Source organism: Paenibacillus chitinolyticus NBRC 15660, assembly GCF_000739915.1.
Classification (GTDB): Bacteria; Bacillota; Bacilli; order Paenibacillales; family NBRC-103111; genus Paenibacillus_F; species Paenibacillus_F chitinolyticus.
The window spans coordinates 149392-166704 of the sequence record NZ_BBJT01000007.1; the positions used below are offsets into that span (position 1 = coordinate 149392).

14 protein-coding genes are annotated in these 17313 nt (G+C 54.9%); 4 read left to right on the forward strand and 10 right to left on the reverse strand.

The genetic code is table 11. The annotated features are described in order from the left end of the window. Positions 1-307: 307 nt before the first annotated feature. Positions 308-4381 (reverse strand): bifunctional 2',3'-cyclic-nucleotide 2'-phosphodiesterase/3'-nucleotidase, encoded by a 4074-nt coding sequence (locus PCH01S_RS17885; protein ID WP_241688763.1) that lies wholly within the window; start codon positions 4379-4381, stop codon positions 308-310. Between the two features lie 291 nt (positions 4382-4672). On the opposite strand from PCH01S_RS17885, the gene PCH01S_RS17890 reads away from it, so the two are divergent. Further along, complete coding sequence (locus tag PCH01S_RS17890) at positions 4673-6133, forward strand: alpha-amylase (RefSeq protein WP_042231384.1); 1461 nt, start codon at positions 4673-4675, stop codon at positions 6131-6133. Positions 6134-6683: 550 nt separating this feature from the next. Here the strand turns inward: PCH01S_RS17890 and PCH01S_RS17895 are convergent. The 8 genes from PCH01S_RS17895 to PCH01S_RS17930 all read right to left on the reverse strand — a co-directional run bounded on the left by PCH01S_RS17895 (position 6684) and on the right by PCH01S_RS17930 (position 11676). Further along, complete coding sequence (locus tag PCH01S_RS17895) at positions 6684-7076, reverse strand: ArsR/SmtB family transcription factor (protein WP_042231386.1); 393 nt, start codon at positions 7074-7076, stop codon at positions 6684-6686. A 1-nt stretch (position 7077) separates the two neighbouring features. Next, complete coding sequence (locus PCH01S_RS17900; protein WP_042231387.1) at positions 7078-7500, reverse strand: SRPBCC family protein; 423 nt, start codon at positions 7498-7500, stop codon at positions 7078-7080. Between the two features lie 26 nt (positions 7501-7526). Further along, positions 7527-7910 carry a hypothetical protein gene (locus PCH01S_RS17905; protein WP_042231388.1) on the reverse strand — a complete coding sequence of 128 codons (384 nt, stop codon included), beginning with the start codon at positions 7908-7910 and terminating at the stop codon, positions 7527-7529. A gap of 118 nt (positions 7911-8028) precedes the next feature. Further along, positions 8029-8520 carry a GyrI-like domain-containing protein gene (locus tag PCH01S_RS17910; RefSeq protein ID WP_042231389.1) on the reverse strand — a complete coding sequence of 164 codons (492 nt, stop codon included), beginning with the start codon at positions 8518-8520 and terminating at the stop codon, positions 8029-8031. Between the two features lie 66 nt (positions 8521-8586). Then, entirely contained in the window at positions 8587-9525 is a 939-nt protein-coding gene (locus PCH01S_RS17915) for a helix-turn-helix transcriptional regulator (protein ID WP_042231390.1), read from the reverse strand. Between the two features lie 290 nt (positions 9526-9815). Next, positions 9816-10373 (reverse strand): 6-phospho-3-hexuloisomerase, encoded by a 558-nt coding sequence (hxlB, locus tag PCH01S_RS17920; RefSeq protein WP_042231391.1) that lies wholly within the window; start codon positions 10371-10373, stop codon positions 9816-9818. Positions 10374-10379: 6 nt separating this feature from the next. Next, complete coding sequence (hxlA, locus tag PCH01S_RS17925) at positions 10380-11012, reverse strand: 3-hexulose-6-phosphate synthase (protein WP_042231392.1); 633 nt, start codon at positions 11010-11012, stop codon at positions 10380-10382. 301 nt (positions 11013-11313) lie between these two features. Next, positions 11314-11676 (reverse strand): winged helix-turn-helix transcriptional regulator, encoded by a 363-nt coding sequence (locus PCH01S_RS17930; RefSeq protein ID WP_042231393.1) that lies wholly within the window; start codon positions 11674-11676, stop codon positions 11314-11316. Positions 11677-11982: 306 nt separating this feature from the next. Here PCH01S_RS17930 and PCH01S_RS17935 point away from each other — a divergent pair, with 306 nt between their 5' ends. The 3 genes from PCH01S_RS17935 to PCH01S_RS17945 all read left to right on the forward strand — a co-directional run bounded on the left by PCH01S_RS17935 (position 11983) and on the right by PCH01S_RS17945 (position 16108). Beyond that, positions 11983-13014 (forward strand): LLM class flavin-dependent oxidoreductase, encoded by a 1032-nt coding sequence (locus tag PCH01S_RS17935; protein WP_042231395.1) that lies wholly within the window; start codon positions 11983-11985, stop codon positions 13012-13014. A 286-nt stretch (positions 13015-13300) separates the two neighbouring features. Then, positions 13301-14506: a cytochrome P450 gene (locus PCH01S_RS17940; RefSeq protein ID WP_042231397.1), complete on the forward strand. Its 1206-nt coding sequence runs from the start codon at positions 13301-13303 to the stop codon at positions 14504-14506. Positions 14507-15262: 756 nt separating this feature from the next. Beyond that, positions 15263-16108, forward strand: coding sequence for an alpha/beta fold hydrolase (locus PCH01S_RS17945; protein ID WP_042231399.1), 846 nt, complete (start codon positions 15263-15265; stop codon positions 16106-16108). Positions 16109-16299: 191 nt separating this feature from the next. Here the strand turns inward: PCH01S_RS17945 and PCH01S_RS17950 are convergent, their stop codons facing one another. After that, positions 16300-17178, reverse strand: coding sequence for a polysaccharide deacetylase family protein (locus tag PCH01S_RS17950; RefSeq protein ID WP_042231401.1), 879 nt, complete (start codon positions 17176-17178; stop codon positions 16300-16302). Between the last annotated feature and the right edge of the window lie 135 nt (positions 17179-17313).

The window sequence follows — 17313 nt, forward strand, 5'->3', positions numbered from 1 at the left end:
TGAAATGAGTGCTTCATGAACCAAGAATTATGAATGACAGACAAGCCGAAAGCGGGGGAAAACTGAGGGTGAATTATGGAAGTTATTATGTAAGTTACTAATAATTATAATGGTTTTACAAAAGGTTAACAGGGATGTTTTTGTCCACTGGAAGGGGATAATTCTCTATCTCGCTATTAATTTCACTGATTTTTTATACATATTAACGATAATAAAAACGCCTTTTATAAAGCAAAAACCACCGAGGGAAAAAATCCCCCGGCGGCTCTTCCGGATAGCTTAACGCAAGGATGCGAACGCCGTCCGATTACTTCGTAATTCCGTTGTAGATCACTTGCGCCGCTTCCGCGCGTGTCGCTTTCGCACGCGGTGCGAATACGCCGTCGGCACGGCCGGTCATCAGGCCTTTCTCGGCAGCTGTTTCCACAGCCGTTTTGGCCCAAGTGCTGATTTCCCCGCCATCGGTAAAGATAGCTTTAGGCGTACCTGTCGTGCCTTGAAGCTGCGCGTACATGCGGGTAATCATAACCGCCATCTCTTCACGCGTAATCTTCTGATCCGGCGCGAAGGTATCTGCGGAGCTGCCTTCCACGATGCCCTTCTCGGAGGCAGCTGCTACGGCTTCCGCATACCAGCTTCCGGCCGGAACGTCCTTGAACGCGGACGGCTTGGAAGAAACGAGCTTCATCTGCTTCACGATCATGTTCACAAACTGGGCGCGGGTTACATCCTGCTCCGGTTCGAAACGGTTGTCGGCTACGCCGTCAACGATTTGCTTGCCGGAAAGCTCCTGGATGACTTTATAAGCCCAGTGCGTCTGCGGAACGTCCGCGAACGACTTCAGATTCACGATACGGCCGTCGAGAGATGCCGTGATTTTGCCGCCTTTGAACGTTTTCGTAATGTAGTTGTAGAACACATCAAGATCGATCAGGCCGGCTTGAGAGTTTTTGCCTTCAACCAGTACTTTATAGTTGTCTCCGCCCGCAGCCATGAAGTTATTCACGGTTACGGTGTACTCGGCGGCATCCTCAATCGGAGTGCCGTCCGCCTTCGTCAGCTTCACGATGCGCTCGGCTGCCGGTTTGCTAAAGTCGGCCGTGTACTTCAGACCGGAAATTTGAAGTGTTTTGGTATCCGCGGAACCGTCCGATTTCTTGCCCCATTGCTGCTGCAGAAGCGTTTTGATCTGCGAGCCTGTCAGCGTCATTTTAACGAGCGTGTTGCCGAACGGCTGAATTTTCGCGAGATCGGAGAACTTGATGTCTCCTTTAGGCAGATCGGCACGGATACCGCCCGGATTCATGAATGCGAAGTCCGTGTTCATGCCGTCACGCATAGCGTCCGCAATCAGGTTGCCCAGCGGAGCTTCTTCGTTGTAGGCGTTGTTTCTGGAAATCACAGAGTCCGTCGTACCGACAGGCTGCTTCAGGACCGGATATTTATCCAGGTATTTGTTGATCAGAGCGACCGTATCCGCGTCAGGTGTTACGCCTTCCTGCTTCACGTCTACGATTTCCGCCGTTTTCTTCACGATATCGCCGGTAGCCGGATCGATTTCGAGGTCAACGTCGGCAAAAGCCGTGCCGTAGGAATAAGCTTGAACGATCAGCTTGTTGTTAACGACCGTATTGACTTTGGCATGGTTGTCACCGGCGAAAATAACGTCGACTTCATCGTCGATCGCGTTAGCCAGATCAACCGCCTCGCCGGAAGCCACGTTGTCTTTCACGCTGGCCGGATCGTGCGCCAGAACGACGATCGCTTTTACGCCTTTGGCTTTCAGTTCTTGTACGGCTTTGTTGACGACAGGAGCCTGCTCAACGAACTTAACGCCTTTCAGGCCGTCCGGAGATACTTTGGACGGAGTGGAGTTGGTCGCCACACCGATAAATCCGATTTTCTGGCCGCCCACTTCTTTGATCACATAAGAAGGCAGAATGTTCTCGCCCGTTTTCTCGTCCACCACGTTGGCGTTCACGTACGGGAAGTTCAATTTATCGAAGGTCACGTCTTTATTCTTCGTATCAGTGCCGCCGTTGATTTGAGCGAGCATAGCGCCTACGCCCTGGTCAAACTCGTGGTTGCCCAGCGTGCCTACGTCGAATTTCAACATGTTCATGAATTCCAGGGTCGGCTTGTCGCGCTCCATCGAGGAAACCGGTGCAGTCGCGCCTACGGAATCACCTGCATGAACAAGCAGTGTGTTCGGGTTCGTTTTCTTTCTTTCTTTCAAGTAAGTCGCCAGGTAAGGGGCGCTGCCCACTTTGCCGGACGCGGTTTCCGTCGTCGTATCGAGCTGGCCGTGGAAATCGTTGATGCCCAGCAGCTGGACTTTTACGTTCTTGTTGTCCGGCTGAGGCTGGCCTTTACCACTCAGGTCGATGGAGTAAACGCTGAAGCCTTTGTCCGTCGTTACGCCCGTACTCTTGATGTGCGGGTTCTCCGGCAGGTACGTAACCGCGCTCGGGGAGCTGGTGAACGTGACTTTCACGTTTCCTGCAACCGGTGCGATAGACCAGTTCTTGTCCGCGGCCGGGTTGATCGTCTTCTGCTCGGAAATGTAATCCATTAGAGCCTGACGGTTCTCGTCGGCGGAATCCACGATCAGCTCCGCGTTCTTGAGGCCGGGGAAGTTGCCGCCGCCGCTTGCGCGGTAGTTGTTCGTGACCACGATGAACTCCTGGTTCGGGTCGATCGGCTTGCCGTTGAACTGGAGATTCACAATCCGGCTGGAGGAAGCGTCGTTAACGGCTCCATCCACTTTGTACTTCGCCGGTTTGGTTACGTCCACCTGGTAAGTCACTCCGTCGATCACGTCGAAGTTGAACACCTGGAAGGAGGAGTTCAGCAGCTGCTGCTCGTCCGTTTTGGCCGGGTCGATCTGGTTGAACATTCCCGCGGACATTTCCAGCCATTCTTTCACGCCGGAGCCTTTGACTTTAACGGCTTTCAGCGTGTTGTCGTACAGATAGAGATCGCTCGCGCTCTTGATCGCGATAGGACCTTTGGCGATATCCGTATACTCCGACGGGCCGTTGCGTCCGGCTTTGAACGGAGCGCCTACGGAGAGAATCGGAAGATCTTTATACTGCGGTAAGGTCGTCGAAATGTACTTGCTCACATATTCTTTCTGAGCGTTCGTTACGATTTGGACCGAAGGGTCGTCCTGCACCAGCGCGAAATAGCTGTGAATCGGAGCGGTCGTTTCGCCGATCGGCTGGTTCGCGTATTTTTTCGTGCCTTCGTGCTCGGCCGCAACCGCTTGTACGATAGCCGGGTCCGTTTCCACGAGCGCTTTTTTCGCCGTGCTGTCATAAATATAACGGGTCGAGGACTGAGAATTGGAAACTTTCCACTTGCCGCCCTCCTGCACGAGCTTCAGGTCGATCAGACCGAGGTTCGAACCGCCGTAGCCGGATTGTACGGCCGCAACGCCGTTGATCGTGCCTTTCGCGTTATCTACGCCGGCAACCGGGTTTCCGTTCGCGTCTTTAAACAGCGCGTCAAGCTTCTTCACGTCAGGTGTAGGGAACACCTTATGGGAGTGCGAGAACGTAATCGCGTCGATGCCGGGCACCTTGCTGAGAGGCAGAACCACGTTCTCGGCGAGCTGGTCATTCGCCGCGGCCGTGCCGTCAAAACCGGAGTGCGCCATCGCGATCACGATATCCGCGCCTTTGGTTCTCATTTCAGGCACGAATTTCTTGGCCGTCGCGACGATGTCTTTGGCCACGACTTTGCCGGCAAGGTTGACTTTGTCCCACTCCATGATTTGCGGAGTTACGAGTCCGATGACGCCGATTTTGATTTTCTGGTCGTTGCCGTTCTCGTCTTTGAACGTCTTGTCCATAATCAGATAAGGCGTAAATTTGTTGACGTCGTTGTCCGGGTTGTTGTCTTTGTCGTCTATGTACACGTTCGCGTTAATGTATGGGAATTTGGCCCCTTTGATCGATTTATCGAGAAAATCAAGGCCATAGTTGAATTCATGATTGCCAAAGGTAGCCGCATCGTAATCCAGAAGATTCATAGCTTTGTAGACAGGATGGATGGCGCCGGGGTCTTTGAGCTGGTTAATCTGGGCCATGTACGTACCCAGCGGAGTCCCTTGGATCAAGTCTCCGTTGTCGACCAGGAAAGTATTGGGGTTTTCTTTGCGTGCTTCTTTGATCAGCGTGGCGGTTTTGGCCAAACCTACGCTTGCCGCCGCCGCGTCTTTGTAATAATCATAGTCTACAAGATTTGTATGCAAATCCGTCGTTTCCATAATACGAAGATTAACGGTTGGAGAAGCGGATGTTTGCGCTTGCACAATGCCTCCTAAAGACTGGGATGAAATGATGCCGAATGCTAGGGAAGCGGTCGCGAGCTGCTTCATTCTTCTGTACTTCCTGGATCCCATTACGAGAATTCCACCTTCCTGTAAATAGTTACTTACCGATTTTAGCAGGTTCGGAATTAACCGTGTGTAAAATATTTAATAATTTTATTGAAAACGCTTAAAATGATTCTTAAGTCCTGTATTTAACCGACGGTCAATCCGGTCAGCAGCCTATTTAAAAACGCGCGGGTTTAGACAGGACGTCCACTTGGGTAACCATTCCTTAGACCAAAAGAGATGAGCGCCCCTTTGCTACAAAAGGCCCATAGTCGATTAGGAGGAAGAGGAATGACAAGGAATCACACGATGATGCAGTTTTTCGAATGGCACGTCCCCGCGGACGGCTCCCACTGGAAACGGCTTAAGGAGCTGGCTCCCGAGCTGAAAAAGAAAGGGTTCGACGCCGTCTGGATTCCCCCGGTTACCAAGGGACAGTCCGACCAGGATACGGGCTACGGCGTGTACGATCTGTACGATCTGGGCGAATTCGACCAGAAAGGGACGGTCCGGACCAAGTACGGAACGAAGGAAGAACTGCTGGAAGCCATCAAAGCGTGTCAGGACAATGAGATTTGCGTATACGCGGATCTCGTGATGAATCATAAAGCGGGTGCGGACGAGAAAGAACTGTTCAAGGTGGTCCAAGTGAACGACCAGAACCGCAATGAGGTGATTTCCGAGCCGTTCGATATCGAAGGCTGGACGAAATTCACTTTTCCGGGACGCGGCGACAAATACTCGGCTTTCAAATGGGATTTCGGACATTTTAACGGCACCGATTACGATGCCAAGGAAGATAAAACCGGCATTTTCCGCATCCTTGGGGAGAATAAGAGCTGGAACGACAACGTGGACGACGAATTCGGCAACTACGACTATCTCATGTTCGCCAACATCGATTACAGCCATCCCGGCGTGAGAAAAGAGATGATCAACTGGGGCAAATGGCTCGTCGACACTTTGCAGTGCGACGGCTATCGGCTGGATGCCATCAAGCATATCAACCACGATTTCATCCGGGAGTTCGCAAGCGAAATGATCAAGGAACGCGGGGAAAACTTCTACATCGTGGGAGAGTTCTGGAACCCCGAAGTAGCGGCCTGCCGCGAGTTTCTCGATAACGTCGATTACAAAATCGATCTGTTCGACGTGGCCCTGCATTACAAGCTCCATGCCGCCTCGCAAGCCGGCAAAGATTTTGACCTCACGACCGTGTTCGAGGACACGCTCGTTCAAACCCATCCGCTGCACGCCGTCACCTTCGTGGACAATCACGACTCCCAGCCGAACGAATCGCTGGAATCGTGGATCGAAGACTGGTTCAAGCAGAGCGCGTATGCCCTGATCCTGCTCCGTAAGGACGGTTACCCGTGCGTCTTCTACGGGGATTATTTCGGCATAGGCGGAGAGGCTCCCGCGGAAGGCAAGGCGGCGGCCATCGATCCGCTGCTCTATGCCCGCCAGCATAAAGCCTACGGCGAGCAGGAAGACTACTTCGATCATCCGAACACGATCGGCTGGGTCCGCCGCGGCGATGCCGAAATCGAGCGCTCCGGCTGCGCGGTCGTCATCTCCAACGGCGACGACGGCGAGAAGCGCATGTTCGTCGGCGAAGAACGGGCCGGCCAGGTGTGGCTCGATATGACCGGCACGCGGGAAGACGAAATCACCATCGGCGAGGACGGTTTTGCCGGCTTCCCTGTGAACGGGGGAAGCGTGTCCGTCTGGGCTCAGCCGGACGAGAGCTGACGCGGCGCGCGGGCACCGGGCGACGGGTACCCGACACCGGGCGACGAGCAACCGGGCGACGGGCACCGGACGAAATAAGTTTATACATTAAAGGACATAACGGATTAGTCTTCTAATTCGTTATGTCCTTTGTTGTTCAACTCACGCATCCAACTCAAAATTCATCGTATTTAATTTAGTTTAGTTAACTTTCAGCAGCTTTACTTTTTTTGTGGGGAACCGCTTTGGCAGCGGCCTGCCCGTCCCGATTCGCTCTTTCTCCCGCTAATTCGACATGTTTCCCGTGAAACAGTTTACCGTCGATTCCTTCAGAGCTGCCTTTAAACGGTCAGGGTCATGGCGCTGAACGGCCTCGGCGATTCTGTCGCTATGCGCAGTCCTTCTGCTGAGCTGAGAAAAGCCCGGGTCCCTCGGCAAGAAGAGGGTTCCGGGGTTCCGGGCTTTCGCACATCCGCCGTCCGAGCCGACACGTGCTGTAAATACGGGTGCGCTCCGTCATACGGCACTCCACCCCTCCCGAGGTCTGTGCGGCGTGCAGAAGCCGGGTGGCCTAAGGCCGGCCTCCCGGCTCCGCGGCCTTAAGCCCCAGAGCCGGACTACTGCCGCTTCCGCTTTCGCCGGGTTCCTCCGCTTCCACGAGGTGCTTGAGCACGGAGAGCCGGTTCTCCCAGAACCGCTCGTAGTACGCCAGCCACCGCTTCAGCTCCAGCAGAGGCTCCGGCTGAAGCCGGTACCGTTTCTCGCGGCCGACTTTCCGCTCCTGGACAAGGCCCGCATCGGCCAGAATGCGCAGATGCTTCGAAACGGCCGTCCGGCTCATCGGAAAGTGGCCGCTGATCGCATTGACGGGCATCTCCTGCCCGGCAAGCAGATTCAGGACCTTGCGGCGGGTCGGGTCCGCAATGGCCTGAAAGACGTCCTGCTTCGGTTCGGCTGCGCCCATATCAGGCCTCGACTTGCTTGCGGAGCGCCTCGACCAGACCTACCCAGCCGCCGGACATCCGCTCGCGAACCTCCGCATGAGACTGTCCGAATTCGGTCACCTTCTCCGGATCCCATCCCGCGTGAATCAAGGTGAATTCGGTTCGGCCGTCCAGGTCGGCCAGCTCGAACGTCAGCGTCCAGTCTTTGCCCCATCGGAAGGAAAGCCGGTTCGGCGGGTCCAGCTCGGTCACCTTGCAGGGAGACTTCCCGAAGGGTCCCGCTTCAAGGTGGAATTCATATCCGAGTTCGGGCTGAAAATCATTGGGCATAAACCATGCGGCAATTCCTTCGGATGTCGCCACGGCGTTCCATACCTTCTGGATCGGGGCGTTGAAGAGCTGAGTCTGGCGGATATCCGGCAGAGTATTCGGCGTGTTAGTCATCTATAGTTCCTCCTGTATGCAAGTGCTTATTTTTTGGGTTTTACCAGATCCGAACGGCGAAAACGCAAAGCCGACCATTTGTCGTCGACGGCCACATTGCTGACGGGCCGGTATTCCGTGTTATTTTGTACCCTCGCAGCTAAAGTATCCCGGTTAATGTCCGTCTTGACCTTGGAGCTCTGCTTGGGGTACGTGATCCAGAAAACGGCATCCTCGCTGAGCATGGGGATCACCTTCGGTACCCATTCTTCAACCTCTTGCCCGTGATTCACAAACAGCTGGACAAATGCAGCCTTGTCCTCCTGGTTGGCAGCCTCCGTTTCGATGCCGAGACGATACCCTTCGGGCGCATTCAGGACGAGGGCCGGTCCTTCTTTATAACGAAGTTTTTTGAGCAATTCTTCTGACATGGATGGATTCCCTCCGTTAATTTAGGAAACGTTTTGGTTACCTATTTGATTATAGGAAACCAAATGGTTTCATGTCAAGGCAAAGAAAAACGCCGGCTGGTGTGCCGGCGTCTCCGTTTTATCGGATGGCGATATAAACCTGGACGACACAGTTCTCGGGGTCAAACCCGCGTCCGTCGTACACCTCGAAGTCTCCCGTGTAAGTCCGCTGCTCCGCGGCGTTTTGGAAATACGCCCAAATTTCGTGCCACAGCTGCGGCACCACGTCTTTCACCGGGCCTTTGCGCGTCTCGAAAATCATGTAGCGGGCTGCGGGAACATCCGCAAACTGAAGACCGGAAGATGCGCCGTCTGTCGTTTCTTCACTGATTTCGTGTCCAAGCAGCGCCGTATATTCTCCCGACGCGTCGCTTTCGTAATCCGTGTACAACCCGTAAATCAGATGAGGGTTCTCAATGCCCGGTCTGGACGCAATATCGCTGCCGAAAAATTGCTGCCAGAGCTGCGACAGCTTTCCTTCCGGCCCCGCCTCCGCGGCGTTCGTGGTTCGGACACTCACGCCCGCCAGTCGGAAGGATGGTTTGTTTGCAAAAACGGATTTCATATTCATAGGTTCATTCTCCTCTTTTCCCTGTTTAAGAGGAGTGTAATCGGGAAAAGTGGACATCTGTATGTCCTAGTTCTCGTAGCGAAGCAAAATTTTACGGGCCCGCTCCAGGATTTCGTCGGCCAGGCTGGGAGGATGCTCGATCTTCAGACTGTCTCCGAAGCTCAGCAGCATCCCGTAAAACCACTCGTCCAGCGCAAAAACCCCTTGGACGCACAGGTTTCCGTCCGGCAGAAGACTCACAAGACCGGGCGGAAAAGCGTCTCCAACGCGGTGCCGGACCTCCGGACGAAAGTGCAGCGTCATCTCCACTTCCTTGTGAGCGAGCCACTGCCGGTTCCAGCCGTACCCCTCCAGAGGAGGAACTTCACGAGGCTCCGAAGCCTGAGAAAGGACGGACAAATCCGCGATCCGGGAGAGCCGGAAGACGCGGAACTCCTTTCTCATCGTGCAGTACGCGTGCAGGTACCAGACGGAACCCTTCAGGATCAGGGCGGCGGGTTCAACGATTCTTTCGGTCTCGGTCCCGTTCGTGTTCACATAGACGATAGCCGCCCGCCGGCTTTCCTCAATCGCCCGCTTCAAGAGAGAGACTTTGTTTTTCGCCGCCGCCCCCTGTCCCCACGGATGAAAATCGAAAACGATCTCGTCCTTGCGCCGCTCCCAGTCCGCGGTATCCGTCCGCAAAAGCAGTCCCTGCACCTTTTCCGCCAGATTAGCGTAGGTCTGGTCGTCGAGAGCCGTGCTTACGCCTTTGACGGCCGCAAGCAGGGACGAAATCTCTTTGAGGGAGACAAGCTGCCTGGCCAGCGTGTACGGCTCCATAATTTCAAATCCGCCGGATACGCCCTGGTGGGCGACAACCGGAATTCCCGCCCGGCTGAGCGTCTCCATGTCGCGGTAGATCGTTTTCGTCGTCACTTCGAACCGTTCGGCCAGCTCCTTGGCGCTTATCCGCCCCCGGTTGAGCATCAGCACCGTCATCGCAAGCAGTCGGTCTATCTTCACTAAGGTCATCCTTTCCGGAATTGCGCCGCACTCTGTTCCCTTCTATTTGTGTGCTCGTAAAAGGGATATACAATCATTGTATTCTACAATGCCGGGGAAGGAAAAGACGCTGCGCTTGCGTGTAAGGCGACGTTCCCGTCAGCCGTAAAATAAGGCGCCCGGCAAGAACTCCTCCGGCCCCAGTCTCCCTCCTAGACAAGCCGAAAAGCCGCTGCGCTTCCCGGAGGAAACGTAACGGCTTTCCGTTTTGAAGTTTAGCTGCTTCCGGAACAGGCCCGCTTCGCTTCCGCCTATTCCAGATTGGCATGACGCCCGAACATCGTCTCGGACGTATACCCCTTCTTCTCCATCAGCCGGAGAATAATCGCATCGCAGAACAGCAGCAGCGTCTGCTCGAAAAGGGAACCCATCGGCTGAATCGTCGGATACGGGTTGTCCGATTTGTCTTTCGGCGAGCCCGGGAGCTTAACCGCGATATCCGACAACCGGCCGAGAGCGGATTCCGGAAAAATCGTGATGGCGGCGACGGAAGCGCCCAGATTTTTCGCTTTCTCCGCCATCGAGACGAGGCTCTTCGTCTCCCCGGAACCCGAGCCGACGATGAACACATCGTCCTTGATCAGATTCGGCGTGACGGTTTCGCCGACGACGTATGCGTCGAAACCGAGGTGCATCATGCGCATGGCAAAAGCCTTCATCATCAGTCCGGAACGGCCCGCTCCGGCTGCGAAAATTTTGCCGGCGTTCAGAATGGCATCCGCCAGTTCCTCCGCTTCGCGGCTCACGACAGCTTCGGCTGTGCGGTGCAGCTCCTCCCGAATCTCCGCCAGATATTGAGTCGTCTGCATAGGAGATTACCCCTGCTTGATCAGCTTCTGCATTTCGGCCGCGGCCGCTTTACGGTCGTCTTGTCCGGTAATGCCCCCGCCTACGATAACGAGATCCGGCTGCGCCTTAATCACTTCCGGCAGCGTGCTGAGCTTGATGCCGCCGGCGATTGCCGTTTTTGCCCGCTTAACGGCCCCTTTGATCGTTTGGAGATCTTCGAACGAGTTTTTGCCGACAGCCTGCAGATCATATCCGGTATGAACGCAGATGTAATCGACACCGAACGCATCGACTTCTTTTGCGCGCTCTTCCAGGTTTTTCACGCAGATCATATCGACCAGAACTTTTTTATTCTGCTTTCTTGCCTCTTCAACGGCCCCTTTGATGCTCATATCTTCCGCCGCGCCCAGAATCGTAATGATGTCGGCGCCCGCTTCGGATGCTTTCATGACCTCATAGCCCGCCGCGTCCATGATTTTGAGATCGGCAAGAACTTTCAGATTAGGGAAAGCCCGCTTCATTTCCTTGACGGCTTTTAAGCCTTCATTGATGATGACCGGCGTTCCGATCTCAACGATATCGATGTAAGGCTCCAATTCTTTAACCAGCTCAATCCCTTCCGGGATGTTTACGAGATCCAGCGCCAATTGCAATTCCATGTATGTGCCCTCCTAGGATGTCAGTTAGCAGTTGTTGATTGCCATGCGTTTTATTCTAGGTCCTCGGCAGCCGAAAAGAAAGTACGCACTATTAGGGAACGTAGTCACCAAAAGGATACTAATGCACGACAAAACCCCAATGATTCGTTCCGCGAACGCAAAAAAAGCCCCTCCGAAGAGGAGCCGTCCGCCGTCAATAGTCAAAAGGCTGATCCGCCGTATAAAGCGTTCGGGACCGTCGAAAAATCGGATTTCAGGCGCTCGTTCCAGCCCGGCATCGGCGGCACAAGCCGAATAAGAATCAAGGCTCGGCCGCTTCTGTATGCGGTGGCTCTGACGGGGCCGCTTGCATCTTCTTCTGATGATTCGCGCCCCACTCCGACATCACGTTCAATACTTGCTTGATGGTCAGCCCGTAGGGTGTGAGTGAATACTCCACTTTGGGGGGAACCTGATTGTACACCTTGCGGTCAATAATTTCGTCCTGTTCAAGCTCACGCAGCTGCTGGGTAAGCATTTTCTGGGTAATATCCGGCATTTCCCGCTTTAACTCCCCGAAACGGTGTGTGCCTTCCGTCAAATGGCAGAGAATGACCGGTTTCCATTTGCCCCCTACTACTTTCAGCGTCAATTCCACAGACTGTTTAAAAAGCTGATCTCCCATTGGCCTGGCTCCTTTAGTATCCTTAAAGCACCTATATCACTAAAAAGTAGGTACTTGCATTGTGTTATATGCTCTTTCATAATAACAGGTACAGTCGGTTTATTCTTTAACAATTTCGTTTTCTTCATCCCGATTCCGATCCCGTTCCCGAGGCTCCGATCCGGAAACCGGGCGGCAGAAATAGATCTTTTTCGCAAAAACCGGACATCGACGTTAACCCCTACCTTTGACAAAAGGCGGGGGTTTCCTTCTCCGGCCCGATAAGATCACTCATTCCGACACCATTTAAACAGGAGGCTGATTCCGATGGCTGACACCAATCAACCGGCAGCAAGCATTACCCGTATCCCGCTCTCCATTCTGGATCTGGCTCCGGTCGTCCTAGGGGCTACACCGGCGGATTCGTTAAAAAATACACTCGATCTTGCTCAGCACGCCGAACAGTGGGGGTATCACCGCTACTGGCTGGCCGAACACCACAATATGCCGGGCATCGCAAGCTCGGCGACCTCGATCGTGATCGGCCACGTCGCCGGCGGCACGAAGAAAATCCGCGTCGGTTCGGGCGGCATCATGCTGCCGAACCACGCGCCGCTGATCATCGCCGAGCAGTTCGGCACGCTGGAGTCGCTCTACCCGGGCCGCATCGACATGGGCCTCGGACGGGCGCCCGGCTCCGACCAGCTGACGGCCCGGGCTCTGCGCCGCGGTCCGGAGAGCGACGGCCAGCACTTCCCGCAGCAGCTCGAAGAGCTGCGGGGCTATTTGAACCCCGGACCCGGCGCTTCCCCGGGCCGTGTAAGAGCCGTGCCCGGCGAAGGACTGAACATCCCGATCTGGCTGCTCGGTTCCAGCGGCTTCAGCGCGCAGCTGGCCGGCCAGCTCGGCCTTCCGTTCGCCTTCGCCAGCCACTTCGCGCCGGATTACCTGGTCGCGGCGCTGGAGCTGTACCGCAGCTCCTTCCGCCCGTCCGAGGCGCTGAAGGAGCCTTATGTCATGATCGGCGTCAACGTCTTCGCCGCCGATACCGAGGAGGAGGCGCGCAGGCTGGCGACCTCCCACGAGCAGCAGTTCCTGAAGCTCATCCGCGGACAGACCGGCCTGCTCAACCCGCCGGTGGACAACATGGATGAGCTGTGGAGCCCGCACGAGAAAGCCATCGTCCGGAAGCAGCTCAGCATCACGGCCGCCGGAACGAAAGAAACCGTGCGGGAGAGACTCGACTACCTGCTGTCGGAGACGCAGGCGGACGAGCTTATCGTCACCTCGCAGATATACGATCACGGGGCGCGTCTGCGCTCCTACGAGCTTCTGGCCGAGGCGGCCGGGGAACGATAAGCCGGCCCTCCCCCGCTTTGTGCGCCGCATAAGCGCCGACTAACGCACCCGGTTGGCTCTTTTCGGCCCGCCCGTTCAACAAAACCCGCCGCTTGCGGCGTTACGCATTTGCCCTCACCCAAACCGCTGTGCCCTTTCCGGGCCGGCGGTTTTTTCACGTGGAACAAGTATAATCCGCTTGTCTCTCTCATAATAATTAACATTTGTTTCCTTTTATCCAAAAAAGGGTAAAAATTTAGATGGCCTGTACACCATACCATTCATTCTTATGAGGGAGGCTTTTTTTATGGCGGTTAAAGAACAGCTGTTCATTAATGAAATTACCGGTTTTAAAATGAAGGACGAGTTCTGGAATCCCTACCCCTGGTACAAGAAGATGCGTGAAGAATCGCCGGTATTTTACGACGAGCGGCAGGATACGTGGAATGTGTTTCTTTATGACCACGCCAAGCAGGTTTTGAACGACTACAAACTTTTTCCCAGCAAAAGAGACCGGAGCCTGATTCCGGTTCCCCTTAGCGACAATAAGGTGAATCTGATTTTTTCCGATCCGCCGGATCACCGCAAACGCAGAGGGCTTCTCTCCAAAGCCTTTACTCCGCACAGTCTGGAAGACTGGAAACCGCGGATTCAGAACATCGTGAACGAACTTGTGGCCAACATAGCGAAGAAGAAGTCGGTCGATCTTGTTCAAGAACTGGCTGTTCCTCTTCCCGTCACGGTTATCGCCGACCTGCTGGGAGTGCCTTCGAAAGATTGGCAGCAGATTAAAAACTGGTCGGACATTTTGTTCATGCCCCACGATTTTCAGCATATCGAGGAGTTGCAGGCCGCCAAAGCCCGTGCCAGCAAAGAGTTCGTCGAATATCTGCTCCCCATTGTCGCGCAAAAACGCGCGCAGCTCCAAGACGATATCATCTCGGATATGATTCTTGCGGAGTACGAAGGGGCCTTTTTCACGGACGCCGAGGTCGCTCAAACCGCGATGGGCCTGCTCGGTGCCGGGAACGAAACCACGACCACGCTGCTGACGAACATGTTCTACAGTTTGGTCAAAGACCAGCCCGGTGCTTACGGGGAGCTGCGCAAAGACCGCAGTCTGGTGCCGCAGGCGGTTGAAGAGACCCTGCGCTACCGGTTCGCGGCTGCGCTGGACCGGAGAATCGGGGAGGACACGGACGTGTTCGGCCCGAAGATGAAGAAGGACCAGTTGATCATCGCCTGGGTTTCGTCCGCCAACCGGGACGAGAACCGGTTTACGGACGGCGAGTCGTTCGACGTGCGGCGCAAGGACATCAAGCACCTTACGTTCGGCAGCGGTCATCATTTCTGCCTGGGGGCTCCGCTCGCAAGGATGGAAGCGGTACAGGCGCTGGAGACATTCGTGGAACGGTTCTCGGATTACTCGATACCGGACGACTTCCGGCCGCAGGACCATTTGCCTCCGAACAACCATAATCTGAATTCACTGCCTGTCGTTGTAGAAGAGTAAGCGGCCGGAGGGAGGCCAGCTTGTCCGGCCTGCGTAAATGATTCGGGCGACAGGCACCTTACAGCTGTTCGGCTGCTTGTGTTGACCACCGTCATGTGACGCCGTGCCCCGCGCGCTGGGAGCTTCGCGCGGAGCGGAAAACTTCTGCCCGCCCTTCTTGCCCGCCCGGTGTTCGCTCTTATTGCTCTCGCTCTTAACTTCTGGTAAAATATTCTTATCTTACTAAAGAACGGAGGGTTATGTGTGGGAACAGTTAATTTCGATCGACTTTACGCAGCTAACTAAATAGCGCTTAAAGACCCTGCCCTGTGCAGGGTGATCGGGATTGGTCTGCCTGCTTCATAACCCCAATTAGCCATAGGCTAAAGAGGGCGGGACTTCTCCGCCCTCTTTTTCTATGCCCTCCGCCGAAGGCAAGCCCGTTGTGGCTTGCCTTCGGCACCCCCTCGATGCTCCGGTAACGGAATGGCTTATCCGCGCTTCGGTAACGAAACGGCTTATCCGCCGCATATTTCGTTCCTCTGCATCGTTCGTCGCCGGACGCTTTCACCGCAGGACCCGCTTCTGCACCCCCGCTATTTTTTTACCGTGTGGAGCAGAGGGGCGTCCTGCCGCGTGACAAGCTGTCCTGTGGCGAGGGGAAATTTACGCATACACGTGTATGGACATGCGGGACACTCGCGTTCCTTTCCGGTCACCCAATCACAGGCAGCGCCTGTGTTTTTATTTTTTAACATGAATCGGAGGGTGTAAACCATGAGTGAACGAATGATACGCGTCAAAGATATTGAATTGTGTACGGAAAGTTTCGGCAATCCCGCACATCCGGCCGTCCTGCTTATTATGGGCGCAACGGCTTCCATGCTATGGTGGGAAGAAGACTTCTGCAGGCTGCTGGCCGAGAAAGGCTTCTTCGTGATCCGCTACGATAACCGCGACACCGGGCGTTCCGCAAGCTATGAACCCGGCCGGCCCGGTTATACGTTCGAGGACATGGCTGACGATGCAATTGCCGTTCTGGACGCCTATGGAGTGAAGAAAGCCCATTTCGCGGGAATGTCCATGGGAGGCATGCTCGTCCAGATCATCGCCCTCAGGCATCCCGATCGCGTGCAGAGCATCTCGCTTGTGAGTACGATGTATTTCGGTCCCGGATGGGAAGAGCTGCCCCCGATGGAAGCGAAAGTGGAAGCTTTCTTCAATTCCATGGGTGAGATGGACTGGTATGATCCGCAAACGCTCCTTCGGAACGCCGTTGACAAATGGCGCATCCTTGCCGGGTCCAAGCATCCGTTTGACGAGGAAAGAGTAACCGCCCTGGCCGAAAGGGACATCGGGAGAGCCCTTAACTACTCGAGCTCTTTCAACCACAGCTATGTGACAGGCGGGGAATCCTATCTGGGCCGGTACGGCGAGATTCAGACGCCTGCCCTTGTCATTCACGGGACGGAAGATCCCATCATCCCTTACGTACACGGGGAAGCGCTGCGCGACTCGATTCCGGTCGCGGAGCTGTTAACGCTTGAAGGCATCGGCCACGAGCTGCCGCCGGCCGAATGGCCGGCCATTATCGGCGGTATCGCCAAGTATGCCGCTTTGTAGCCTGTAACCCCAATAAAGCCTTCGGAGCCGCTTCTCCAAGCGGTTCCGAAGGCTTTATTTTGTAATCCGGCCGCCTGGAATCCGGAAGGCGGACCGCCCCACCGGCATCTCGGCTCCGTACCACCGGAAAGCGCATCGCGTCTCTTCCGGGGAATCCGCCTTTACGGCTTCCGGCGGCGGTTCAAAAAATACTAAAAAACTTTTTTGAGCATGCTCCACAAGGCATCTGCCGTCATATAAGGCTCTCCGGCGTTTATTCGGCGGACAATCTCGCTGCCCGGTTGGTTGATGCCGTCTTCAATCGAAAAAAAGAGTTCGATCCCCGCCCGCCGGCCCTCTACCGCGACGGCGTCCGTATAAGCCCCGTAAGGGAAGGCCAGCAAACGGCGGTGTTTGCCCGTTTCGTCATCCAGTCTCTGCTCCAGAAAAGCGATGTCGCTTCGAATCCGTTTCCGGTACTCTCCGTCGATCTCGCTCCGCTTCTTCTGCTCCAGGAACATCCGGGAGATTAGCGCCGGGGTCATTATGTCCGTTCCATTTTCCGGAACTTCCCGGTGAAGATCGTAGGTGTGGTTATAGATGCCCATGCCCGCATCTTTCAGCTCGCGGATTTGATTCCAATTCAAATGGGGATCAGCGTCCCGATTGAACAGATCCGTGGAAATTCCCACGATAAAATTGGAGGCGGACACGCCGTGTTTTTTCAAAATCGGCAGAGCCTCGGTATAAAAAGATTCGTACCCGTCGTCAAAGGTCAGAACAACGGCATTGGGCGGCAGTTTCCCGCCTTCCCGCATAAACTGTACAAACTGTTCCATCGGAACGATATGAAATCCACGGTCCTTCAGCATCTCCAGATGCCCCTCAAACTGCCCGGGAGTTACGGTTGAAGGCAGGTCTATACGGCTGCCGGCCGTTTTCCGGATATCATGGTAAAGCAGAACGATGGCTTTATTCTCGTAATAAACCGGTCCCGCCGCATTCTCTCGTCCATTCCGGTCCCATCCAACCGTAAGAATCAGAAGAATCCCGAAAAAAATGCCGCAGGCCGCCAAAACTATGTTTTTCATTCCTATGCTAACCTCTCATACTCCGTATTAAGCGCGCTACACTATAGTCGTAAGCGAACGGCCCCGGGTTCAAATCCGATGAATGCAGCACAAAAAAATCCCTTCTGACGACACGCATGCAACCTTCCGGTCAAC